The sequence below is a fragment of the Corynebacterium aurimucosum ATCC 700975 genome (assembly GCF_000022905.1).
Classification (GTDB): domain Bacteria; phylum Actinomycetota; class Actinomycetes; order Mycobacteriales; family Mycobacteriaceae; genus Corynebacterium; species Corynebacterium aurimucosum_F.
Genome location: NC_012590.1, coordinates 1,265,535 through 1,287,789, shown reverse-complemented (window position 1 = coordinate 1,287,789; position 22,255 = coordinate 1,265,535). Strand labels below are relative to the sequence as shown.

Below are 22,255 nucleotides of genomic sequence, written 5' to 3'. Positions count from 1 at the left end.
CTCGGCTTTACTCAGCTTTCTTGGTGCGACCCATCAGAGCAACAATCATGTCGTCGACAGTCACCCCGCGATGGCACACACCGTAGACCGCTTGGGTAATCGGCATCTCTACGTCTGCGCGCTGCGCCAACCGGAAGATTGAATCAGATGAGATAACGCCTTCCGCGACCTGGCCGTTGGTGGCGGCAGTTGCTTCTTCCAGCGTGCCACCCTGGCCGAGGCGATACCCAAAGGTGCGGTTACGTGACAACGTCGAGCTGCACGTCGCCACGAGGTCTCCCATGCCGGCAAGGCCCGAGAAGGTGAACGGGTCCGCTCCCAGCTTCACCCCTAGGCGGGTAATCTCCGCGAGCCCGCGCGTGATGATGGTGGCCATGGTGTTGTTGCCCAAACCCTTACCCGCCGCCATGCCGCAGGCAAGCGCAATCACGTTTTTGCAGGCGCCGCCGATCTCCGCGCCGATGACATCGGTGTTTGTATAGGGGCGAAAATACGGTGCTGCGGCGGCATGTTGCACGGCCTCGGCACGGGCAGCATCGCTGCAGGCAATCACCGTGGCTGCTGGTTGTTCCTGAGCCACCTCCTTGGCCAGGTTGGGCCCAGAGAGGACCGCGATGCGGTCGGAGGAGACGCCGGCGGCGTCCGCGATAACTTCGCTCATCAAGTTGAGAGTGGCCTTCTCCACGCCTTTAGAGATCGATACCAAAGTCGCTTCTTCCGGCAAGAGCGGCGCCCACTTTTCCAGGTTTCCGCGCAGCGTCTGGGAAGGAACACCGAAGATGACAATGTCCGCGGACTGCAGCGCTGTTGCCGGATCTGTGGAGGCCTTAATCGACTCAGGGAGCGGGAGTTCTGGGAGGTAATCCGGATTCTCGTGGCGCGTGTTGATGGCTTCCGCCAATTCCTCGCGGCGCGCCCACAAGCGGACATCGTTACCGGCGTCAGCAAAGACTTTCGCCAGCGTGGTTCCCCACGAGCCCGCCCCCATTACTGCCACGTTTGCCATGTGCCACCTCACTCTAGATTCCTCTGCATCGGCTTTTCCCATTAAAGCACGCCTGGCAATCCTGCACGCTCGGCGCGTAAGACTGCATCGCGGCGGTGAGTGGAGGAAGATGGAGAAGGTTGAAAGCTACCGGCGCAAAAGGAGCAGCATGCCCAAGGCAAAGAACATGCATGAGACGGACAAAGACATTCGCTCGGAAGTCTTCATTTCCGGACGCCACCAGGAGATCCCCGTCGATCCGGCGGATGAGTTCAAGCGCACGACGCTTGCCGCCGGAGCGGTTCTCTGGCGTGGCGACCCGCACGATCCGGAGGTTGCACTTATCCACCGCCCCCACTATGACGATTGGTCGCTGCCCAAGGGCAAGGTCGATCCGGGTGAATCCCTCCCCACGACCGCCGCGCGCGAGATCTTCGAGGAAACCGGTTACTCCGTGCGTCTGGGCAAGCTGATCGGCAAGGTGGCCTACCCGGTGCAAGGCCGCACGAAGGTGGTCTACTACTGGCTGGCCCGTGTACTCGACGGTGAGTACACCCCGAATGAAGAGACCGATGAGCTGCGGTGGATGAAGATCGACGAAGCCAGCTCATTGCTCTCCTACGACGTTGATGCCCAGGTGCTAGGGAAGGCACAAAAGCGTCTGCGCCTTGCACCAACGACCCGCGTACTTTATGTGCGCCATGCACGCGCACATCAGCGCCGCTCCTGGGAGGGCGATGATGACCTGCGTCCTCTGGATAAGAAGGGCCGCCGCCAAGCGGAGATGCTCGTGCCGATGCTCACACCATTCCACCCGACCGCCATTTATAGCGCCCCACCACAGCGCTGCCAGCACACCGCTGCCCCGCTGGCGGATGAGCTCGGCATGGACATCGCCGTGAACAAAGCATTCGGCGATGATGTCTTTGCTGATTCGCCTGAGGACGCACGCGCTGCCTTCCAACGCGTTGTCGACGGCGGCGGCGTTCCGGTCATCGTGAGCCAAGGCCTGACTATTCCGGGGATTCTCGAGTCCTACGCGCCGAAGTTCCTTAAAAAGTCAATAGACGAGCTCAAGTTCAAGAAGGCTTCGGTGTGGGTTCTGTCCTTCAACGACGGAGAGCTTACCGGGGCGGACTATCTGGCTAGCCCGCTTCCCGTGCGCTAAGTACGGCATCGCCCACGTCGTTCAGGAGTTTCTACCTCGCCCTGCTGCCTTATTCCCACCGCGCCGCAGGGCGGCGCTGCATAGCGCGGGTGAAAAGGACCATCCCGAGCGCCCAGATCGGATAGGCAGCAAGGAAGCCGACGATGGGAATAAAGACAAGCAGACTCGAGATGAGGGAACAGACCAAGATAAAGAGTAGCGACTGCCCTAGGTTCTCCATGATTAGGTCGAGGGCCTCTCGGAAGCAGTCCATGAGAGGCTTATCGGGGTTATCAGCCTTGATCACGGGCGCCGGCCACAGGAGCCCATAGAGAATCAGACCGGGGAAGCCACCCGCAATAGACCCGAGCATTACCACAATAAAGAAGCAGGCATAGACACCGGCGCAACCATTCAGCTGGCCAAACCTAAAGTAGTCGCGGAAGGTGACCTTCTCCCCATCGGCGATCTTCCGGGAACCATTAAAGAGGTTCGCCATCAGCCAGAAAAGATAAGCGAAGGCGGCTAGCCCCATGACAACCATGAGAGGAATCCCCACGGTAGGCACCAAGGGTTCAATGTCCGTGCCGCTTTCTTCCATTGCTGCGAAGACGCCGCCTAAAACGGTTCCCGGCACAAAAAGAAGAGCAAAAGAGATAATCAAATGCACCAGCATGGCTAGCATCCCTGACACAGGCTGCTTCAGGTAACCCTTGAATGATTGGCCCACGATATCCATGGCGTCGATGGGCTGGGCGGGCGCCCCGCCTGGTGGATTTCCAGACCAGGCGCCAGGCTGGTGCTCACCGTAGCTGCCGGACTGCTGGTAGCCGTAGCTGCCTGGTAGTTGATGGCCATAACCCGCGGCGTCGCGATAGTCATAGCCGCCATACCCGCCTACGCCGCCGAACTGATTGCCGCTCTCTCCGCTAAAGCCTTGATAAGGATTGCTCATGCCGAGGATGTTAACGCCGGTATGTGGCCGGCGCCACAGGAGGTGGGGAATGCTCCCACACCTCCATTGTCTACGTTAAGACGCTACGACGCGGGGCTTGAATCCCGGGCGTGTGGATTCGAAAGCCTCAATATCGCCCTCATTGCGCAGGGTCAGGCCGATATCATCGAGCCCCTCCATAAGGCGCCAGCGGGTGTAGTCATCGATCTCAAAGGTGTAGCTGTTACCGCCGACGGTAACCGTGCGCGCTTCCAAATCAACGGTGGTTTCGGTTTCACCGGACTCCAGCTGCTTCCAGATGAGCTCGATGTCTTCTTGTTCCATGAGCCCCGTCAGCAGTCCGGCCTTGCCAGAGTTGCCGCGGAAGATATCGGCGAAGCGGGACGAAAACACCGCCTTGAATCCATACTCAGCAAGCGCCCACACCGCGTGCTCACGAGAGGAACCGGTACCAAAGTCTGGACCCGCGAAAAGCACAGAGCCTTCCTTGAACGGTTCCTGGTTGAGAATGAAGTTCTCATCGCTGCGCCAGTTGGAAAACAGACCATCGGCGAAGCCGGTGCGCTTAACGGACTTCAGGTAGCGCGCAGGAATGATCTGGTCGGTATCCACATTGGATACTCGCAGCGGAACGCCGACGCCAGTATGAGTAACGAACTTCTCCATTGTCTTCTCCCTTTCCTTAAGCGCCGGCAACTGCGGCATCGACGATATCTGCTGGTGCGGCCAAGTGGCCCAGGACTGCTGTCGCCGCAGCAACAGCCGGGGACACTAGGTGGGTACGGCCGCCTGGTCCCTGGCGGCCCTCAAAGTTGCGGTTGCTTGTCGACGCCGACCTCTCCCCCGGCTTCAACTGATCCGGGTTCATACCCAAGCACATCGAGCAACCGGCGGTCCGCCATTCAGCACCAAAATCGGTGAAAATCTTATCCAGCCCTTCTTCCTCAGCCTGCGCCTTGACCACGGCCGATGACGGGACCACCATCATGCGGGTATCAGCCGCAATACTGCGCCCCTTGACTACCTCAGCGGCTGCGCGCAGGTCCTCAATACGAGCGTTCGTGCACGAACCCAAGAAGACAGTATCGATCTGGATATCGCGCAACGGCGTGCCCGGCGTAAGGTCCATGTACGCCAGGGCCTTCTCGACTGCGGCCTTCTCGCCGTCGTCACCACACTCCTCCGGGTCGGGCACCACAGCGCTCAGCGGCAGGCCCTGTCCCGGGTTAGTACCCCACGTGACAAACGGGGTGAGGGCGGAACCATCGATCTCTACGACGGTATCGAACTCGGCGCCTTCGTCAGTCGGCAGCGTCCTCCAGTATTCAACTGCCGCGTCCCAGTCTTCACCCTGCGGGGCGAACTCGCGGCCCTTGACGTACTCAAAGGTGGTTTCATCCGGAGCCACCATGCCAGCGCGGGCACCAGCCTCGATGGACATGTTGCAGATCGTCATACGCGCTTCCATCGACATCTTGCGAATGGCCTCGCCGCGATACTCGATGATGTGCCCCTGGCCGCCGCCGGTGCCAATCTTGGCGATAATAGCCAGAATCAAATCCTTGGCAGATACGCCCTCCGCCAGCTCGCCGCTGACCTCGATGGCCATGGTCTTGAAAGGCTTGAGCGAAAGCGTCTGGGTGGCCATGACGTGCTCAACCTCGGAGGTACCAATGCCCATGGCGATGGAACCGAAGGCGCCGTGCGTCGAGGTGTGCGAGTCACCACACACAATGGTCATGCCGGGCTGGGTAATTCCCAGCTGCGGGCCTACGGTGTGAACGATGCCTTGCTGAGCATCACCCATCGAATGCAGGCGCACACCGAACTCTTCACAGTTCTTGCGCAGGGTAGATACCTGCGTGCGGGAGACCTCGTCTTTGATTTCTAATAGGTTGCCGGTCTTAATACCGACGGTGGGCACGTTATGGTCTTCAGTGGCCAGGTGCAGCTCAGGGTGTCGCATAGTGCGACCGGCCAAGCGAAGGCCGTCGAAAGCCTGGGGGCTGGTAACTTCGTGCAGGAGCTGGAAGTCGATGTAGATAAGATCGGGCTCGCCGCCCTCGCCTTTGCGCACAACGTGGTCGCGCCATACCTTCTCTGCGAGTGTCAGTTTCTCAGTCATGTATCTCTCCACTTGAAATCTCAATTAATGGGACGTAGATTTCATTATATGGGAGAGTATAGCGCAGTATCAGGAATTAAGGTATTGGATCGCGCAGTAGCCATCATGATGGCCGCGACCAACCGCCCCTCCACGCTCAATGAGCTGTGTGAGACAACCGGCCTGCCCCGGGCAACCGCACACCGTCTCGCCACAGCGCTCGAGGCACACCGAATCCTTACCCGCACCCCCGACGGTAAGTGGGGCGCGGGCCCTGCGCTTCCCGGCAACCGGGATCGAATCATCGAGACCGCAGGCCCCATCATGGAGGAGCTTCTCGACGCCACTGGCGAATCCGTCCAGCTATACGAACTCTCGGGAACCACGCGCACCTGCATTGCCACGCGCGAGCCAGAAATTGGACTACACAACGTGGTCCCTGTAGGCCGCCAGCTCCCGCTCACCTCCGGTTCCGCCGCTAGAATCTTCGCAGCTTTTGCGGATGTACACGTTGAGGATGCTATCTTCAGCGCGCACGATGTCGAGCTCGCACGCACCAACGGCTACTCCGAATCCATCGAAGAGCGCGAGTCCAACCTCGCCTCCGTCTCCGCGCCTGTCTTCGATGGCGCCGGAAACTTCATCGCCGTACTATCCATCTCCGGTTCGGCCGAGCGCTTCCGCCCCTCCCCGGCAGAAAAATTTGCTGACGTACTGGTTAGCGCTTCTCACCGTTTGAGTGCGGCCCTTTCCAACGGCGCACCGAACAACGGCAACCGCTAAGAACGCCGGCGGCTAGGCCGGCCAATTCCAACCCTAGGTACCCTAGATACCTCTAAATACTCAAACCAAAATACATTGCGAGGCCACGCAGCCCTTCTGGACCCGCGCTACTTGTGGAGGACAACGCCTCACCCTTTTCCTGCACCACCCGGACTGGGTTGCCTGGTTCCCGGTTGGGACGTCGCGGTACCCAACCTTGGTGCGGCAGGCGCGCCAGTTCATCCGCATGTGGCATCCGTGCATAGTTTGAGAAAGTCACAGTCCGGCCTTCCCGGTTGGTCTGGGTAATCCCCTGGTAAATGCCCACCACGCCCGGCTGATCCGGAACAGAGACCGCCCCGCCACTATCCCCCGGAGCCAGCGACACGTCGACCGCATAGTTCATCCCCGGGAAGATGCCCGGCCCACGGACAGCAGTACCACACTGCCGGGACGCAGACTGCCCGTCGAAACACACAGTTGCGCCTTCACCCGGAACCGGCGCCATGCCATCCCCAGTGAGGGGGTTTCCCGCCGAGTACGTTCCGCCGGCGAACTGTATATAGGCCAAGTCATGTCCTGCCGCCCCGGAAGGCTTGAACCAACGCAAGGTCCCTACGTGCTGGCCCGCTTCGTTGTACATCTGCTCCCCATTGAGACCGCAGTGGGCCGAGGTCCAGGCCCGACTAGCCTCAACATAACCGACACTGCACAAGGTGCCATCAGCAGCAGCAACCTTCTGCCCTTGCCTCACCGGCACGCCCTCGACAGCCGTTGCAGGGGTAGCAAGAGCAATAGCTAGCGAGCACGCGCCAACCACGGAACCAAAACCGGAAACAAAACGCGAGAGGAGACGCTGAGGAGACTTTTTCATCATGCTTTCACTTTAGCCTTTTTCACCCCACATGCACCTCGCGCCTCACACGTCACTCTGCTAACACCCCCACGTACCCCCACTATTGAAACTAAATTGAAAACACGCTTTACTGGCAGTGTCAGCTACTGAAAATTGATTGAAAATCCCCGGACTTTCAAGGAGGAATCATGACCCACTCAATTCACGACGAGCACACGCACACCCACGGCGAAGGCTGCGGCCACGTCGCATTCCCGCACGGCGATCACACTGACTACGTCCACGATGGCCACATCCACCGCGAGCATGAAGGCCACTGGGACGAGTGCGAGGCATCCGAGCACACCGTTCACGAGGACCACGATCACGAGCACGGCGAGGGCTGCGGCCACGTAGCTATCCCTCACGGCGATCACGTGGACTACCTGCACGATGGCCACCGCCACGCAGCGCATGATGGCCACTGGGATTGCCACTAAGAGCGCTCCGGATTCCGTTTGTGAGCTGCCTAGCCCGCGTCTACGATGCCGGCCTGGGCAGCTCTCCCCGTTTTCCCCAGCGCATCTCGGCACATCCCGTTAGGGTGGGTCTTATGACTTCCACGCGCTCCCTCCGTCCCGTCGCAGCTTTTGCAGCCATAGCCGCCGTTGGTTTTTTAACGGTTGGATGCTCCACGTCGGCCGACATGGCAGCACCGTCAACCCCGGGCGAAGTATCGGGTGAACCAACTTTCGAGAACACATACCCGGCTTTTCAGCCGCTCAATGATGACGCTGAACTTCACGTTCCCGACTCCGCCGACGAAGGAGCCCCGGCCGGCCCCGAGCCAACTTTGCCGGACACCGCAACCGATCAGCCTGCGGGCCAGGCTCAACAGCCGGATACTCAAGCGCAGGGAGTGCAAGGAGCCCAACCAGGCGCAGGCCAACACCAGACCGCGCAGGATTCAAAGATGGCCACCTACAACAGCCTTTCCGGACAGCTTCCCCAAGGCGAGGCCAACGGTGCAGCAGTCAACGTTCACGGCACGCCCGCCACGGTGTGCCAGATGGGCGATGGCTATAACATTGCCTTCGTCATGGCCGGCGCAAACACTAGTTGCGATTTCGCGCGCTCCACAGCCGGCCGCTTGATGACTTTAGCCCCAAGCTCCCAGGACGACCTCCGCGCCTACATCCCCGCACAGGTAACCGTCAACAGCTCGGTCACACAGCAGAACTACTCATTGGCGTGCAACATCGATGAGCACGAGGTCATTCGCTGCACGGGCGGTAATAACGCTGAAGTCCTAATTGTCTAGCCCCTAGACCGCTAACCCGTAACCCGATCACGAAAGAGGGCGGCAAGCTATGTTGCTTGCCGCCCTCTTTATTTGTACCCCGTACGGGATTTGAACCCGTGTTACCGGCGTGAGAGGCCGGCGTCCTAGGCCGCTAGACGAACGGGGCTCGCTTAGCTGTCCGTTGCGGACTTGCTAAACACTATAGGATCCCCAAAAGGTTGCACAAATCGGCACGTAGAAGCACCTTTTACACAGATAAAATCCCGAACCTCGTTGCCGCTTTCGGCTGCGATGGAAACATTGGCTCTCAAGGCCTGGGCGCGGATCGAATCAGTGGTTATTCCGCTGGCGTGCCGTGGGCTGCTGGGGCCGGAGCACTTGTTAGTCATCGCTAGAGGTTCGGGAGGACACGTGCGCTAACAGTATGTGGTGCAAGGCTCCTACTTCGCTCGAGTGTTGGCTTTAAGAAGTTGTGGATTATGGCGATGCCGCCTAGTACTATCTGCTAGAGTCGCGTCGGCGATAGTGATGATTTTCAGCTTCCGCCATCCGCTCTCCTTTCTGTCGGGAATGCGTTGTACCTGCAGTGTATGACCAGAAAAGGCATACCGGTAGGAGTTAGACCAATTGGACTCTGGTTCACCCCCTGGTACTCCTGCGGCCGTCCCGGTTACCTCGCCGAAGATGCAAGCCGGTATGGGGTAGAACCAGACCACTCAGATCGTGCGAGCGACCCACCTCCTGGACGCAGAGCTGGTGGGCGGTAGCACTTGTAGCGGTCAGCATCGGTAGCAGTCTTACACTAACCAACATGAGACCGAGCAACGATCGCCTTGATGCTCTACGAGGACTGCAACGCGGCCATAAAGGGCGCCAATGTCTAAGGAAACACCCAACCAATCCCCCGATCTGGATCCTGTTATCCACCCGATTAACTGCCTCAGAATCTGCGCTGCGCTCTACTCCACCGGCGCCACCGCAGGCCGGCAAATGAAGCACAGCAAGCTCGCCGAATTCAGCGAGCTTCCCGCCGATACGCTGTCCAAACAGCTAAAGCACCTCGAAGGTCACGACTTCATTAGCCGCACCCGAGAGTATGGTTCTACACGCGCCAAGGACGCCGTGTGGGTCGCGCTTACCGAGGCGGGCACACAGGCTTACGTGCAGCACGTTCAAACGCTTAAAGCCATGGTAGAAGGCCTATAGGCCGCCACGCCACGTAGAAATGCGCTCAAACAGGACCGCAAACTACGTGTAGCCATCGCCATACGGCGAATCTCCACCGCCGTGGACTGTGATCCGTGTCGCTACGAGGGCGCCGCCAAGCGGCTGCGCAAGAACCGGGTCCACAAGGACATCATCGACGGAATAGAAGAACTCCGGTGCCCACGTCGGCACAAAGCAAAGGGGCTATATGCCGTTTCTCCGTCAACTTTCCACCTCGACCGACAGCTGGATTCAGTTACGTGACACGGCCACCACGTCCGTTGTGCAAACCGCGGCAGGGAGTGCAGCTTTGCCCACCCCCTAACTACAAGCCTGCATGGAACCTAGAGTTAGGCTCCTGCAACCGCGTCGCGCCAGAGTACTCGCGACCGCAAGAGCTTGGTGCCACCCCGCGCGGCGAGAGGGAAACCTAGAACAGCCACCTGGGGAGAGCAAGGATAGCGAGCTTATAATTTTCACGGGCTTCGCAAAGCCCCGCAGGCTACCGCAAAGTGTATCGATCCAGCCAAGGAAGCCACAGTAGCGTCCGAATCCGACCCCTTTCATTGCCTCGACTGGTAGCACGCATGGACCGAAGATGGCCTGTAGCTGCGGTTTGTCTCTCGAACGAAGGCACGACGAATATAACGAGACACCCCCGGCGGTCCTTCGGGTGGGGCCTCATTGCATAAATCTACGCAGTCGCGGTGAGGAATTCTCGCTGTGCCGCTAGATGCGCGCTAAAATCCACAACAACATCGTCCGTGGAACTATCGGTTGTAGCGGGCAAGTTCTTTCTCAGACCGTTCTGGATGTTCCAAGTCCTGACCAGTTGCATGAGACTCACCGCTAGTTCGTTTGGCTGAGTATGCCACTCCTTATTCGATGCGTCGTATTCTTCCCATGCCGCTTGGACCTCTGAAACAATTTCAGAGGTCACCGCTCCCGCCTCAGCGGCTTTAATCCACGCGGTCGACACCGCCGCAAATCTATCCTCTACGTTCACACGCTCTTGGATCTTGGCCTTCCTGGCACGATTGGCCCTGACGGACAATGCGGCCACTGTAACCCCTGCAGCGAGAGCAGTTAGGCCAATCGTGCCCGCAACAACCGGGTATTTCCGCGTCAGCTCAGCGCCATGCCCTGCTGCGACGCGTACCGCCTCTACTGCTTTCACGGCGGTATTGGGTTCTATCGGAACTTCGGCAAGGTGTTTCACAATTTGTCCGGCGGTGTTGCGAACTACGCTGCCACTACGAATAAGTTCACCTGTTTTCAGGCCGGTAGCAATCACGTCAGGTATCAAGAGAGCAGTTTGTTGCAACGGCATAATGTTCCTTTCCTGATAGGGAATATGGTGCTTCTATTATGAGCTAACCCAGCAACAGAACCTAAGTTAAAGGATTGGAATTCATTATCTAGCAGCTCTGTATGACCTTTCTCCAGGTGAGTTGAAGATTTCAGGCCTTCTAACAGTAGAACAAACCGCGCGTAGGAGAGGGTTCTTCTAGTCCATAGCCGTGCCGTGCCTCCGATAGAATGGTTAATGTTCGACTCTTCGTTACTGATTTTGAAGGAATGATCATGAAAACTATCTATAAAACAAACCAGTGGAAGGGTTACGGTAAACAAAACTACTACTGGAATGAATATCGTCTTGATGGAGATACCGTCCACAAGATCAAGTGCAACCGATTCAAGTACTTCGACGGCGATGAAAGCGTTTGGGAGACAGAAGAGAAAGAGGTGGAATCCTGGGCAAAGGATGATCCAGATATGCCAGATTGGTTGCACAAATACCTCTGATGGTCCGATCCGAGTGGCAGAGCCTTCTCGAGTATCCTGATTCGAGGAGGCTCATTACTAAGCAGGAACACCAAACCGGTACCCCTTTCGAGGTAAACGATATGACTAGGCACCGGAGTTGCAGTCATGATTGCGTGAATCGTATTTCAACGTTTTTTGCTGCGAATGTGGCTTAACCCCCGAATGTGAATCGCCAATCAAACGAAAAAAGAGTGGCAAGCTCATCGTGCTGCCGCTCTTAAAGTGGTACCCCGTACGGGATTTGAACCCGTGTTACCGGCGTGAGAGGCCGGCGTCCTAGGCCGCTAGACGAACGGGGCTTAGAACTGTGACCACTGACCGCAACGCACCGGAATGCTTTGCGCAGTTATCACTGCTGGCCTACCAGGACTCGAACCTAGAATGACGGTACCAGAAACCGTTGTGTTGCCAATTACACCATAGGCCATTATCGCTTCGAACTAGCTCGGGGCTTTAACTCCTCGCCGCTCGCTGCAACGGTTTATTACTATATCCAGCGCTACCGATACACACAAATCGCCAGGTCAGGATATATTTTCGGGGCGTTAGGAATGAAGCCTAACGCCCCGAAATGACAGCCATGTGAGACTACATAATGGATCTACTCAGCGCTCCACGGCGTGAGCGCCTGCGCAGCCTTGAGTCGGGTCAGCGTGGACTCCTTGCCCAGCAGCTCCATGGACTCAAACAGCGGCGGGGAAACCTGCTGACCAGAGATAGCTACACGCAGGGCGCCGTAGGCCTTGCGGGGCTTGAGGCCGAGGTCGTCGATAAGCGCGGCGGAGAGAACCTTCTCAATCTCGTCGGTCTTCCACTCTCCCAGCTCTTCCAGCTTGGCAATGGAAACCTCCAGAGGCTGCACCGCCTCCTCCTTGAGGTTCTTCCGGGCCGCCTTCTCGTCCAGCTCCAGCTCAGCGTCCGGCGTGGTCAAGAAGGACATAAGTCCGTAGGCGTCGGACAGCGTCTTAATGCGGGTCTGCACCAGATCTGCGGCGAAAGCGAACTTCTCTTCCGGATAGTCAGCCGGGAAGTCGGTGTACTCGGTGAGGTAGTCGCGCAGGCGCTGAGCAAAGTCCTCTGGCTTAAGCAGGCGGATGTGGTCGGCATTGATGGCCTCGAGCTTCTTCTGGTCGAAGCGAGCCGGGTTGCCCAACACGTCGTGGACATCGAAGTTAGCGATGAGCTCGTCAACGGAGAAGACGTCCTGGTCCGCGGACAGGGACCAGCCCAACAGCGACAGGTAGTTGAGCATTCCCTCCGGGATGATGCCGTTGTCGCGGTGATTGAACAGGTTGGACTGCGGGTCACGCTTGGACAGCTTCTTGTTCCCCTCACCCATCACGAAGGGCAGGTGACCAAACTCAGGCGTCTTCTTGGCAATACCGAGCTCCACGAGCACCTCATAAAGGGCCAGCTGGCGCGGCGTGGAAGACAGGAGGTCTTCACCACGCAGGACGTGAGTAACTCCCATGAGGGCATCGTCGACCGGGTTAACCAGGGTGTAGAGCGGCGCACCGTTCGAGCGCGCCACGACGTAGTCCGGCTGGGTCTCCGACTTGAAGGTCATCTCGCCGCGCACCAGGTCGGTCCAGGACCAATCCTTGTCCGGCATGCGCAGGCGCCAGACCGGCTTGCGGCCTTCCGCCTCGAAAGCGTCTATCTGCTCCTGGGTGAGGTCGCGGTCGAAGTTGTCGTAGCCCAGCTGCGGGTCGCGGCCAGCTGCCTTGTGGCGCTCCTGAACCTCTTCGTTGGTGGAGTAAGCCGGATAGACATAGCCGCCATCCTTGAGCTTCTGCAGGACATCTGCGTAGATATCCATGCGCTGCGACTGACGGTAAGGCTCATCCGGGCCGCCGACGTTAACTCCTTCATCCCAGCCCAGCCCGAGCCAGTTCAGGGAGTCAATGATGGCCTGGTAGGACTCCTCAGAATCACGGGCAGCATCGGTGTCCTCGATACGGAAGATGAGCGTACCGCCAGTGTGACGGGCATAGGCCCAGTTGAACAAAGCCGTGCGGACCATGCCCACATGGGGCGTGCCGGTAGGCGAGGGGCAGAAACGGACGCGGACGTCGGATGTCGGTTTAGTCATGTCCCCCATCGTAGTTCAGCGCGGCATCGCCGCACCGCCCGCCCCACTTGGGGGTAATTGAACCCTGTTTCCACTACGCGTGAACTGGGCTTTCTATTCAAGCTTAACGGGACTGAATTCCATTACCTATAGTGAAACTCTCGCCAAAGAACTGAAGAAAGGTCCCAGACTGTGGCTCGAACTCGCTATGTGGCGCTTTTAACCTGCGCCACGCTTCTCTTCTCCCCCGCTACCGCCGTCGCTGGTCCTGACGACGGCAAACACGTAGCCACTCAGACACATATTGATTCCCCCAAGGCTTTCTGGGAGGGCAATGCTCTCAACCTCAAGAGCCATTCTGCAAGCTCCGACCACGACCTAGCCGATACAGTCACCTGGGTAGGTAAAGGCTGGAACCAGAACGGCACCAACCAATACCAGTTCACAGTGCCTGAGGACCCCGCGCTCGCTTTTGTGGGAAAGCCGGGCGAGACGTATTACATGGCGCCTGCCAGTGTCCAAGGCAGCTTGGACCCGGTGTGGATGGGCTTCGGCGCGGACACAGAGCTGCCTGTCGACGACTTCCGCGACAACATCGCTTCCCTGGACCTCTTAAGCGTTGACGGCCCCGGCGATGTCGAGATGTTTGGCTATTACCCCGGACCCGGCGGCCTGCAGCGTTTCTTCGGAACCACCGAGGGCGCTCCGCATTCCGCATGGCTGACCAGCGGCACGCATACCCACAACTACACCGTCTTTTCCAAGCCTGGACGCTATGAGCTCACCTATCAAACGAGCGCGCGGGGCAAGGATGGCTCGTTGATTACCTCCAAGCCCACGACCACCTCGATCCAAGTCGGCGGGCAGCGTCCCGCTGATGAGAAAACGCCTTCCCTCAAAGAGCGCTTTGACCAGGCCTCCACGGGCGATGCCAGCCAGAAGGATTACCGCCTGAGCATCACGCCCAAGAAAACCGGAGACAAGGACGGGGATGAGCGCCTTTCCTCCATCGATTTCTCCGGCGGCAGCGACGGCACGCTTACGCTGCTGATCGACGGCTACTTCCTCACCGATCTAGCCGTGAAAAATGGCAAGGCACACTTCGATGAATTCTTAGGGCCCGAGGACTCAACAATCCAAGCTGTGTACACCCCGGAGGACGGCAGCCCGCGCTGGGTGAGCGAGGAGCTTGCCTACTCTGAGAACGCTGAGCTTTCCACCACCTCGAAGACCTCCGCGGAGTCCTGGACCGAGACCACAAACCCCCGCCAGCTCTTCTCCGGAGAAGAGGTTTCGCTATCTGACACGGGACTGTCCGCGCGTGTTGTTCCGGAGGGCGAAGACGCCACCCGCATCATCCTGGAGGCAGCCGATAAGAACCTGGAAGGCTACGTGCATGGCGGCTTCTTTAGCAAGGGAAGCTCGCTTCCGGACATCGGATTCGACGGAACGATCACCCGCGGCCGCGCCGAATTTGTCGTCGGCGCCGATGCAAACTTCAACGGCAATACCGTGCGCCTGGATATTCTTCCGCACCCGAGCATCACGCAAGAGTCCGGCAGCATCACGCTGACCGACAATTTCGCCTTCGGCCAAAAATACGAGGGTGTGGGCAAACTTGGCGCTGGGGCCCAGGCTCCTGCGCCAGCCCCAGATAACCCTCCCAAACCAGACGCGGGAGAACACACTGGTACCTGTGCTGACAAGGTAGTGCTTGACCGCGGCCACGTCGACATTGCGGTTACCCGTGACGGCGATGAGTTCCTCACCCGCTTGAAGGATGAAACGGCCCTCGTGGACAAGAAGACCGTCGAGCGCCCGCTCGATGACGTCGTCCTCGCGGTGCACGACAACGCCCTGCGCTCCCGCCCCGCCGCGCTTAAGGGCAAGGACTTCGATTACCTAGGCAAGGAAAAGTTCTTCCTCCTCCCGCAGACCCAGGAGCAAAGCATCATCTGGCCGGGCTATAACACCCAGGCCCTCAACTACAAGGACTATAAAGACGGCAAAGTCACGCTCAACATCAAGCCCGTGGAGATGCCAGAGGGTGCGCAGGTAGGCCTTTTTACTACCGAAGGCTTTGGCAACGTTTTCACCCAGTTGATCAATTCCGCCGAGGGTGACTACTCCATCGAGACCACTTTTGCTTCGCACACCCACACCAATTGGGCGTTTACCAAGCCGGGCATCTACAAGCTCGAAGTCACCTATTCGGCCACCACCACAGAGGGCAAGGACATCTCCTCTGCGCCCCAAACGCTCACCGTCGCAGCGGGCGATGCAGCAATCAAAGACTGTGTGAAATCAAAGGAAGGAAAGGAAGGCGAAGACACCCCCAAGCCAGGTAATGAAAAGCCCGGAGATAAGCCAGGCGATAAGAAACCAGGCGATAACCAGCCTGGTGGCCAGAAGGACAAGACGTCCTCTCTGCCCAAACTCGAGGGCCTGTGGGGGCTCGTACTCCCGGTTGTCTTGGCCATCATCTTCCAAGGTTTCCTCAACTTCTACAACGATCACCGCGACCAAATCGCTGCGCGGTTCACTGGCCTGCTTCCCCGCTAGAAAGGACACACTGGATTGCACTCCACACCATCACGCGCTGCTCAGGGCCTGAACGTGCGCCAGAACAGTGCACTGCTAAAAGCCAGCGCCGCCGTGTTCACCATTGTCGCGGCATTGTTTGTGGCCGTCCTTGGCTCGCCGGCTGCGGCGCGAGCGGATAGCGAGCTCATCGAATCCGGACACGTTGATGCTTTTTATGTCTCCGCACCGGGCGGTCAGCTGACTTTGTCGATGAAGGAGGACGTCACCGGCAGTGGCGTCGTCCGGCCCGGCAACGATGTCATCCTCAAAGTCGCAGAAAAAGCTTGGAGCGAGGCGACCGAGCGCATCGACGGCATTGCTATGCCCACGTATTACCTTCCCCAAACCCAGGACAGCTCGCTGCTCTGGCCGGGTTGGGATACCCAAGCGGCACAATCGGCTGGCTACAAAGACGTCAACTTCGAATTCGTCGAGGTCACCGGCCCTGGTGACATCTTTATCTTTGAAACGGCAGGCTTCGGCGATATCCAACCGGTTACCAATGCTGGTGAGCTCGACCTCGTTTCTGGTGATGTCATCAACCAGGCTTACCCGGCGCATCGCCACGTCAACTGGGCTTTTAGTGAACCGGGTATCTACACCATGACTGTCCAGGCGGAATCCAACGGCGATACGAGTAATCAGGTCACCTATACCTGGGATGTCGGAGATGGTGACGCCGCGCCGCAGGAGTCCGGGGACGAGGAACCCGCCACCGATAATGGTGATGACGGTACCGAAGAGCACCACGAGGCAGAGCTGGGCGACGCCTCCCCTGAGCAACCGGCATCCTCGGCCTCGGGAACACGTTCGGGAGGTGGAAACGCTGGCGGGGGTACCCGCGCAGCCGGAACCAGGAACGCGAAGCAACAGGCAAGCAGCAAGGAGCGTAAAGAGCGCGGAGAAAGGAAAGAGCGCAAGCCTTCTCACCGCTCCACCGGGGCCGCGGACGGGGAGAATGTGGACACCGTCGCTGCGGCCGGCTACTACGACAGCGGGCAAAACCTGCTGCCGTGGGGAATCGGAATCCTCGGCCTGGGCATGCTCGTTCTGGGGTTGGCGCTAGCACGCCTCGCGCTCATGAAGGGCCGCGACTAATGCCACGGAAGGTTCGCACTCGGACGCAGTACACCGCGCTCCTTTCCGCCATCTTTCTCGGCGCATCCATGTTGAGTGGCTGCGCAAGCTCCGCCAGCGGAGACGATGGGAAGGTGAAGGTGGTGGCGACGACGCCGATACTGGGGGACGTCGCCAAGCACGTAGCCGGTGAGGATGCCACAGTGACCACGCTGATTCCTGCGGGAAAGGATCCACATACCTTTGAGCCGAGCCTGCGCTCGGTACGCGATATCGCCAACGCCGACGTATTGCTGTCTAATGGTTTTCTCCTCGAGCCGCAGAACCTGCTGAAGTCCTTGCGGGAGTCCTCGGATGTGCCCGTCACCGAAGTGGCGGACCAAGCATCCACACGCGGCGCGAAGCTCGTCCCTTTGGTAGAAAACGTTGCCCTCGATGCAGTGTGGTTGGGATTGCGTGTGCGCAACGCAGCCCCAGGTACCACGAGCGTCGACATGCGCCTGCTCGATGTGGAAGGACCCGGCGATGTCGCGGCCTACGTGGTCTCAACGTTCGGTACGCCTGAGCCGCTCTTTAACAGCGCAGACGGGATTGACCAGCACAACGATTCCACGACGCTGCCGGCTAATGCCCACACGCACGTCTCCTGGACTTTCAACAAGCCCGGCATTTATCGGCTGAGCTTTGGTGCTACCGACAGCTCCCCGCAGGAATTCACGGTGGCGGTGGGCGTTAGCACCCCCGCGGGAATGCGCGCGCTCGATGCAGGTCACGTAGACATCACCGCGGATATGGCTACAGGAAAACTCGACTTGGAGGATCAGGGCGAGAGTTTTGATCCAAACACCACGGTGCTCAGTATCCCGAATTCCGCTCTGCAGCAGATACCGCCGGATCCCTCCTACCGTTTCTTGGGCCGGCCCGGTGATGAGACCTATCTCCTGCCCCAAGCTGTCTTGGGCAAGCACATTCACGGCGAAGTAGACCCACACCTGTGGCATAACGCCGCCAATGTCATCAGCTTTACTGAGGTCATCGCTGAGCAACTTGCGCAAACAGATCCCTCGCACGGCGCGGCCTACCGTGCCCGCGCACAGGACTACATCGCACAACTGCGGGACGTCGATGCAGAGGTTCGTCAGCTCATCTCTGCCATTCCTGAGCGCAACCGCCACCTCGTTACACCTCACCACGGCTACGCCTACCTGGAGCAAGGCTATGGCATTGATATCGCGGGCTTCGTTAGCCCCAACCCGGCCATCGAGCCCTCGCCGCGCGATGTCATCGCGCTGCGTCGCACCTTGGAGAACCTCCAGCTTCCCGCGGTGTTCGTGGAACCGACCCAACAAGCCAGCGCAGACGTCATTAGGGAAGCCGCCGATTCCCTCGGGGTGGCGGTCTGTCCCATTTACGGCGACACCCTCGATGACGCCGTACCGACGTATCTCGGTCTCATGCGTTTCAACGCACACTCACTCAACCGCTGCCTTGGCAGCACAACAAAGGAATCTCATGTCTAATCGCACCCTCCGAATTTTCACTATGCCGCTTGCGGCAGCACTGAGCGCCGCGGCGCTGGCCTTTGCACCCTCTGCCGCCTGGGCCGGGGATCTGGCACAGGTTGTCAGCTCTGACGAAGAAGTGGCGGCACCAGGCACTGCTGCCGCTATCGATCACGGTCACGTCGACCTGGGCCTGCTGCTTAATGAAGGGCAAGCAGAATTCCTCGCTCGTGATGATTCAGCTGAAACCCCCGTGTGGCGTCAACCCGACGATGTGGTATTCCAGGTGGGCGACAACGCCCTGTTAACCCTGCCTGAGGACAAGGCCTTCTCCTTCGTCGGTGCCGAGCCCGGTTCGCAAGTATGGGTCGTTCCACAAACGGAACAGGCTGATGTGCCGTGGCTAGGTTGGAATACCCAGGCTCCTTCCCTCGAGGAGAACGTTGAGAGAGGAGTAACTATGGAGTTCCTGGGACACCAAGGCCCGGGTGAATTCTCCCTCTTCCTGCAGAACGGCGGCTTCGAAGAACCCCAGTTGCTATGGTCCACCGCCACCGGGGACTCAGAAGGCTTCTGGGTCGACTTGGGCACGCATACCCACGCCAATTGGGTGTTCACCGAGCCCGGCATCCACCAGGTGCGGGTCCGCATGAGCGGTGAAGGTGCGGGTGACAGCGCCGGAACCGAGGTCGCCGCTGAGGCTACGTTGACCTTTGCTGTAGGCGATGACACGGATGTCGCACAAGCTCAGGCAACAGAATGGGATCCGAACGCTGATTCCTCTGCCGATTCAGCTTCTGCATCGGCATCCGTGCCGGTATGGATCTGGGCGCTGGCCGGCGTGGGCGTCCTAGTCCTTATCGGTGCCATCATCGCCGTCGTGCGTGCGAAAGGTGGCCAGCGTGACTAGTCCTTTCATTTCAGTCACAGACCTCTCCGTTTCCCTCTCCGGCCGTCGCGTCATCGACGCTGCTAACCTGACTGTTCGCCCTGGCGAGTTCATCGGGCTGCTAGGACCGAACGGGGCGGGCAAAACCACGCTGATGCGTGCGATCTTGGGGCTTATCCCCTTCACCGGGAGCATCGATGTCACCACTTCCCTGGGTTATGTTCCACAGCGTCACGACGTGGAGTGGGACTTCCCCATCAGCGTGTCCAAGGCTGTGCTCAGCGGACGCACCGGGCTTGTGGGCTGGTTCCGCCGTGCGGGACGTGCCGATAAGGAGGCCGCCCGCCGCGCCATCGAACTGACCAACCTAGAAGAATTCGCACGGCGTCCCATCGCACAACTTTCGGGTGGCCAACGTCAGCGTGTACTCATTGCTCGGGCCTTAGCCTGCGAGCCTGAGGTGCTGCTTCTCGACGAACCATTCACCGGCCTCGACGCCCCCAACACCGAAGAGCTCCTGCTTCTTTTTGACAAGCTCACCGCCGATGGCACGAGTGTTGTCATGTCCACGCACAATCTCTCAGAGGCCGCACATTCCTGCTCGCGGCTCGTGCTATTTAACCGGGGAATCATCGCAGATGGTCCAGCGGAAACGCTGCGTATGAACTCGCAGCCCTGGAGCGACACGTTCGGGGTCTCAGCTTCTTCTCCGCTGCTTTCTGCGATTGGGGTGGCAGCATGATCGACATTTCACTCATCGAGTTTTTCCAGGATCTCACCAACCCACACTTGGACTTCCTGGCGCGCGCGGTGGGAATTTCCATCCTCGCTGCCATCGTGTGCGGCGTGGTGGGATGCTACGTCGTGCTGCGCGGCATGTCTTTCATCGGTGATGCTGTTTCCCACGCGGTCTTCCCCGGGCTGGCCATTGCCTTCGTGCTCCAGGGCTCAGTGTTACTGGGCGGCGCCGTGGCGGGCTGCACCGTGGCGGTGCTCATCGCGTGCTTCTCACAGCGGCGCACGGTGCGCGAGGATTCCGTTATCGGAATCTTCTTCGCCGCCGCCTTCGCCCTCGGCATGGTGATCATCTCCCGGGTAGACGGCTATACAGCCTCGCTCACCAGCTTTCTCTTCGGCTCGCTCACGGGTGTCTCCCGCGCGGACCTCTACACCGCGTTCACCGTCACGGTGCTCATCGTGGCCACAGTTCTTCTCCTTGGCCCCCAGCTCACCGCTACGTGCTTGGACAAGGAAACCGCCCGCGCGATGGGTCTTCCCGTCTTTGCTCTGGACATCGTGCTCTACCTCTGTGTTACGGGCGCAGTAGTTATCTCCGTGGGCACCATCGGCAACGTTCTCGTCCTCGCTCTGCTTATCACCCCGGCCGCGACTGCCCGCCTGCTCTGTGACTCGCTGGGCTCGATGATGATCGCAGCTGCGGCGATTGGCTCCATGGGTAGCTTCTTCGGAATCTACCTGGCATGGGCCATCGACCTGCCCGCCGGTGCCACCATCGTTCTGCTCCTCACCGCCTGCTTCCTCGTGGCGTGGGTGCTCTCCCCTCTTGTGCACTCCCGCCGCGCTTCCGCATCCACCTCAACATCACACACCCCAAAGGAGACCTTGTCCGCATGAACATTCTCTCAATGACACGCATAAACTACCGTCCCCTCGCCTTGACTGCAGCCGCTGCTCTAGCGCTCAGCTCCCCGACGCTGATTCTCACTGCACCGCCCGCCATCGCCGCCGAGCAGGCGAGCGACACTTCCTGTGATGCTGACTCCCTACACGCCTTCAGCCGCGGGCACCAAGACCTCGCTTTGGTCGGTGACTCCGGGGCCCTGTCCTTCATAGCCCGCGATGATGAATCCGGTAAGGACTATGCCTCCGGGGAGTTCTACGTAGAAGTGGGTAGCAACGCCGCTTTCGATGAATCAGCGGGGAGCGATATTCCATCGAGCGGTTGGCAAATCCCCCAAACCCAAGATCCGAATATCCCTTGGTTGGGCTTCAACACCAGCTACCTCGATGAGGCCACTGCGGCCGATGCCACTTTATCCTTGACGCTACACAGCGGCCCAGAAGGCGGACGCATGGTGGGCTTTCAGAACTCCTTGGGTGCTGACCCCACCGTGCTCTTTGACTCCGAAAACCCAGATATCACGTGGGACTACCCTGATCACTTCCACAGCCACACCGGGATCATCTTTAGCGAGCCGGGTGCTTATGCTGCCACTTTTACCTTCACCCTCAACGATGGTTCCGAGCACTCTATTGATGTGCCTTTCCTAGTCGGTGGCGCGGATACCTCAGAGCTTTGCCAGCTGAAGTGGGGCTCGGGCGAAGGTGGCAGCGGTGGCTCGGGAAGCCCGAAGAACCGCCCCCAGCAGCTGGCTAAGGACATCAACGATACATCCAAGGCCATTGCACAGTTAGATAAGACAATGGACAAGACCTTCAAAGAGGCCGATACCTTCTTCAAAGGCGGAAAACCCTCCGATGCGAAGAATGCGAAGGAGGAAAAGAACACAGAGCGCTCCACGCGGGCCAGCGCGCGGAAGGAAACGAAGCCGCAGAAAGAAACAGGGTCGAAAGAGCCAACCGCTGCCAACTCTGCGACCGCACAAGGCCGTAGTCCGGCGCCCAACGCTACAGCCCACACTGCACAAGGACAGAGAGATTCAGCACAGCGTGGGACGCCGCGCAGCTCGTCTGCCGCCGACGCCAAGGACTCAACGCGCAGCGCCGCGTCCAATCGCGAAAGGAATGCCAGGAAAGAAGCAGCGGCACAACGCCCGACATCTGATGCGCCGGAACAGTATGCTGACGGCGAAAACATCCAGGCTATGAGCTATGGAGCCCCGATGGTGGGCTTCTGGGCGGGCTTTCTGGCGGGCATGGGATCCCTGGCCCTACTGCTCGGAATTGGGCTTTTCATCGCCGTGCAATTCTTCCGTCCGCGCAAGCGCGACTAGCACTATGGCCATGCGCACAGCCTGCAAGGAGGGG

General features: G+C 59.2%; 21 protein-coding genes and 3 tRNA genes. 13 read left to right on the top strand and 11 right to left on the bottom strand.

Annotated features, from left to right (window positions below):
• Positions 1-7: 7 nt before the first annotated feature.
• A complete protein-coding gene (locus CAURI_RS06065; protein ID WP_010186852.1) occupies positions 8-1,006 on the bottom strand; it encodes an NAD(P)H-dependent glycerol-3-phosphate dehydrogenase in 999 nt (332 codons plus the stop codon).
• 148 nt (positions 1,007-1,154) lie between these two features.
• On the opposite strand from CAURI_RS06065, the gene CAURI_RS06060 reads away from it, so the two are divergent.
• On the top strand, positions 1,155-2,153 hold the full coding sequence (locus CAURI_RS06060; protein ID WP_010186853.1) for an NUDIX hydrolase: 999 nt from the start codon (positions 1,155-1,157) through the stop codon (positions 2,151-2,153).
• 49 nt (positions 2,154-2,202) lie between these two features.
• On the opposite strand, the gene CAURI_RS06055 is transcribed toward CAURI_RS06060, so the two are convergent.
• The 3 genes from CAURI_RS06055 to leuC all read right to left on the bottom strand — a co-directional run bounded on the left by CAURI_RS06055 (position 2,203) and on the right by leuC (position 5,212).
• Complete coding sequence (locus CAURI_RS06055) at positions 2,203-3,087, bottom strand: hypothetical protein (protein ID WP_010186854.1); 885 nt, start codon at positions 3,085-3,087, stop codon at positions 2,203-2,205.
• A gap of 75 nt (positions 3,088-3,162) precedes the next feature.
• Entirely contained in the window at positions 3,163-3,753 is a 591-nt protein-coding gene (gene leuD, locus CAURI_RS06050) for a 3-isopropylmalate dehydratase small subunit (RefSeq protein WP_010186856.1), read from the bottom strand.
• A 16-nt stretch (positions 3,754-3,769) separates the two neighbouring features.
• Positions 3,770-5,212 (bottom strand): 3-isopropylmalate dehydratase large subunit, encoded by a 1,443-nt coding sequence (gene leuC / locus CAURI_RS06045; RefSeq protein ID WP_010186857.1) that lies wholly within the window; start codon positions 5,210-5,212, stop codon positions 3,770-3,772.
• Between the two features lie 48 nt (positions 5,213-5,260).
• On the opposite strand from leuC, the gene CAURI_RS06040 reads away from it, so the two are divergent.
• Complete coding sequence (locus CAURI_RS06040; RefSeq protein WP_035116716.1) at positions 5,261-5,974, top strand: IclR family transcriptional regulator; 714 nt, start codon at positions 5,261-5,263, stop codon at positions 5,972-5,974.
• 52 nt (positions 5,975-6,026) lie between these two features.
• On the opposite strand, the gene CAURI_RS06035 is transcribed toward CAURI_RS06040, so the two are convergent.
• On the bottom strand, positions 6,027-6,830 hold the full coding sequence (locus tag CAURI_RS06035; protein WP_010186859.1) for a chymotrypsin family serine protease: 804 nt from the start codon (positions 6,828-6,830) through the stop codon (positions 6,027-6,029).
• A 167-nt stretch (positions 6,831-6,997) separates the two neighbouring features.
• Here CAURI_RS06035 and CAURI_RS13600 point away from each other — a divergent pair, with 167 nt between their 5' ends.
• A complete protein-coding gene (locus CAURI_RS13600) occupies positions 6,998-7,288 on the top strand; it encodes a hypothetical protein (protein WP_012715015.1) in 291 nt (96 codons plus the stop codon).
• Positions 7,289-7,401: 113 nt separating this feature from the next.
• Positions 7,402-8,109: a hypothetical protein gene (locus CAURI_RS06025; protein ID WP_012715014.1), complete on the top strand. Its 708-nt coding sequence runs from the start codon at positions 7,402-7,404 to the stop codon at positions 8,107-8,109.
• 75 nt (positions 8,110-8,184) lie between these two features.
• Here the strand turns inward: CAURI_RS06025 and CAURI_RS06020 are convergent.
• Positions 8,185-8,257 (bottom strand) — tRNA-Glu (locus tag CAURI_RS06020).
• Positions 8,258-8,967: 710 nt separating this feature from the next.
• Here CAURI_RS06020 and CAURI_RS06015 point away from each other — a divergent pair.
• Complete coding sequence (locus CAURI_RS06015; protein ID WP_010186867.1) at positions 8,968-9,297, top strand: helix-turn-helix domain-containing protein; 330 nt, start codon at positions 8,968-8,970, stop codon at positions 9,295-9,297.
• Positions 9,298-9,339: 42 nt separating this feature from the next.
• Here the strand turns inward: CAURI_RS06015 and CAURI_RS13780 are convergent, their stop codons facing one another.
• Positions 9,340-9,489: a hypothetical protein gene (locus CAURI_RS13780; protein WP_012715013.1), complete on the bottom strand. Its 150-nt coding sequence runs from the start codon at positions 9,487-9,489 to the stop codon at positions 9,340-9,342.
• 502 nt (positions 9,490-9,991) lie between these two features.
• The gene (locus tag CAURI_RS06010) at positions 9,992-10,627 is read right to left on the bottom strand and encodes a hypothetical protein (RefSeq protein ID WP_010186870.1); all 636 of its coding nucleotides are present in this window, start codon (positions 10,625-10,627) and stop codon (positions 9,992-9,994) included.
• 254 nt (positions 10,628-10,881) lie between these two features.
• On the opposite strand from CAURI_RS06010, the gene CAURI_RS06005 reads away from it, so the two are divergent.
• Entirely contained in the window at positions 10,882-11,103 is a 222-nt protein-coding gene (locus CAURI_RS06005) for a hypothetical protein (RefSeq protein WP_010186872.1), read from the top strand.
• A gap of 244 nt (positions 11,104-11,347) precedes the next feature.
• Here CAURI_RS06005 and CAURI_RS06000 read toward each other — a convergent pair.
• The 3 genes from CAURI_RS06000 to gltX all read right to left on the bottom strand — a co-directional run bounded on the left by CAURI_RS06000 (position 11,348) and on the right by gltX (position 13,225).
• Positions 11,348-11,423, bottom strand: a tRNA-Glu gene (locus CAURI_RS06000).
• A gap of 56 nt (positions 11,424-11,479) precedes the next feature.
• Positions 11,480-11,551 (bottom strand) — tRNA-Gln (locus tag CAURI_RS05995).
• 174 nt (positions 11,552-11,725) lie between these two features.
• Positions 11,726-13,225 carry a glutamate--tRNA ligase gene (gltX, locus tag CAURI_RS05990; RefSeq protein ID WP_012715011.1) on the bottom strand — a complete coding sequence of 500 codons (1,500 nt, stop codon included), beginning with the start codon at positions 13,223-13,225 and terminating at the stop codon, positions 11,726-11,728.
• A 162-nt stretch (positions 13,226-13,387) separates the two neighbouring features.
• Between gltX and CAURI_RS05985 the strand changes: the two genes are divergently transcribed.
• The 7 genes from CAURI_RS05985 to CAURI_RS05955 are packed head-to-tail and all read left to right on the top strand — an operon-like array spanning position 13,388 to position 22,221.
• Entirely contained in the window at positions 13,388-15,757 is a 2,370-nt protein-coding gene (locus tag CAURI_RS05985; RefSeq protein ID WP_010186876.1) for a choice-of-anchor M domain-containing protein, read from the top strand.
• A 54-nt stretch (positions 15,758-15,811) separates the two neighbouring features.
• The gene (locus tag CAURI_RS05980) at positions 15,812-16,876 is read left to right on the top strand and encodes a choice-of-anchor M domain-containing protein (RefSeq protein WP_236660825.1); all 1,065 of its coding nucleotides are present in this window, start codon (positions 15,812-15,814) and stop codon (positions 16,874-16,876) included.
• The gene (locus CAURI_RS05975; protein ID WP_010186879.1) at positions 16,876-18,375 is read left to right on the top strand and encodes an anchored repeat ABC transporter, substrate-binding protein; all 1,500 of its coding nucleotides are present in this window, start codon (positions 16,876-16,878) and stop codon (positions 18,373-18,375) included. The genes CAURI_RS05980 and CAURI_RS05975 overlap by 1 nt, the downstream gene beginning before the upstream one ends.
• On the top strand, positions 18,368-19,267 hold the full coding sequence (locus tag CAURI_RS05970) for a choice-of-anchor M domain-containing protein (protein WP_010186880.1): 900 nt from the start codon (positions 18,368-18,370) through the stop codon (positions 19,265-19,267). The genes CAURI_RS05975 and CAURI_RS05970 overlap by 8 nt, the downstream gene beginning before the upstream one ends.
• Entirely contained in the window at positions 19,260-19,988 is a 729-nt protein-coding gene (locus tag CAURI_RS05965) for an anchored repeat-type ABC transporter ATP-binding subunit (RefSeq protein ID WP_010186881.1), read from the top strand. Before CAURI_RS05970 ends, CAURI_RS05965 begins: the two co-directional genes overlap by 8 nt.
• Complete coding sequence (locus tag CAURI_RS05960) at positions 19,985-20,881, top strand: anchored repeat-type ABC transporter permease subunit (protein ID WP_010186882.1); 897 nt, start codon at positions 19,985-19,987, stop codon at positions 20,879-20,881. Before CAURI_RS05965 ends, CAURI_RS05960 begins: the two co-directional genes overlap by 4 nt.
• Positions 20,878-22,221, top strand: coding sequence for a choice-of-anchor M domain-containing protein (locus CAURI_RS05955; protein ID WP_010186884.1), 1,344 nt, complete (start codon positions 20,878-20,880; stop codon positions 22,219-22,221). The genes CAURI_RS05960 and CAURI_RS05955 overlap by 4 nt, the downstream gene beginning before the upstream one ends.
• The last annotated feature ends 34 nt before the right edge of the window (positions 22,222-22,255 follow it).

Bases quoted from the DNA above. Each gene is read 5' to 3' on its own strand.
- CAURI_RS06065 (WP_010186852.1), bottom strand. From the start codon at position 1,006: ATGGCAAACGTGGCAGTAATGGGGGCGGGCTCGTGGGGAACCACGCTG.
- CAURI_RS06060 (WP_010186853.1), top strand. From the start codon at position 1,155: ATGCCCAAGGCAAAGAACATGCATGAGACGGACAAAGACATTCGCTCG.
- CAURI_RS06055 (WP_010186854.1), bottom strand. From the start codon at position 3,087: ATGAGCAATCCTTATCAAGGCTTTAGCGGAGAGAGCGGCAATCAGTTC.
- leuD (WP_010186856.1), bottom strand. From the start codon at position 3,753: ATGGAGAAGTTCGTTACTCATACTGGCGTCGGCGTTCCGCTGCGAGTA.
- leuC (WP_010186857.1), bottom strand. From the start codon at position 5,212: ATGACTGAGAAACTGACACTCGCAGAGAAGGTATGGCGCGACCACGTT.
- CAURI_RS06040 (WP_035116716.1), top strand. From the start codon at position 5,261: ATGGGAGAGTATAGCGCAGTATCAGGAATTAAGGTATTGGATCGCGCA.
- CAURI_RS06035 (WP_010186859.1), bottom strand. From the start codon at position 6,830: ATGATGAAAAAGTCTCCTCAGCGTCTCCTCTCGCGTTTTGTTTCCGGT.
- CAURI_RS13600 (WP_012715015.1), top strand. From the start codon at position 6,998: ATGACCCACTCAATTCACGACGAGCACACGCACACCCACGGCGAAGGC.
- CAURI_RS06025 (WP_012715014.1), top strand. From the start codon at position 7,402: ATGACTTCCACGCGCTCCCTCCGTCCCGTCGCAGCTTTTGCAGCCATA.
- CAURI_RS06015 (WP_010186867.1), top strand. From the start codon at position 8,968: ATGTCTAAGGAAACACCCAACCAATCCCCCGATCTGGATCCTGTTATC.
- CAURI_RS06010 (WP_010186870.1), bottom strand. From the start codon at position 10,627: ATGCCGTTGCAACAAACTGCTCTCTTGATACCTGACGTGATTGCTACC.
- CAURI_RS06005 (WP_010186872.1), top strand. From the start codon at position 10,882: ATGAAAACTATCTATAAAACAAACCAGTGGAAGGGTTACGGTAAACAA.
- gltX (WP_012715011.1), bottom strand. From the start codon at position 13,225: ATGGGGGACATGACTAAACCGACATCCGACGTCCGCGTCCGTTTCTGC.
- CAURI_RS05975 (WP_010186879.1), top strand. From the start codon at position 16,876: ATGCCACGGAAGGTTCGCACTCGGACGCAGTACACCGCGCTCCTTTCC.
- CAURI_RS05970 (WP_010186880.1), top strand. From the start codon at position 18,368: ATGTCTAATCGCACCCTCCGAATTTTCACTATGCCGCTTGCGGCAGCA.
- CAURI_RS05960 (WP_010186882.1), top strand. From the start codon at position 19,985: ATGATCGACATTTCACTCATCGAGTTTTTCCAGGATCTCACCAACCCA.
- CAURI_RS05955 (WP_010186884.1), top strand. From the start codon at position 20,878: ATGAACATTCTCTCAATGACACGCATAAACTACCGTCCCCTCGCCTTG.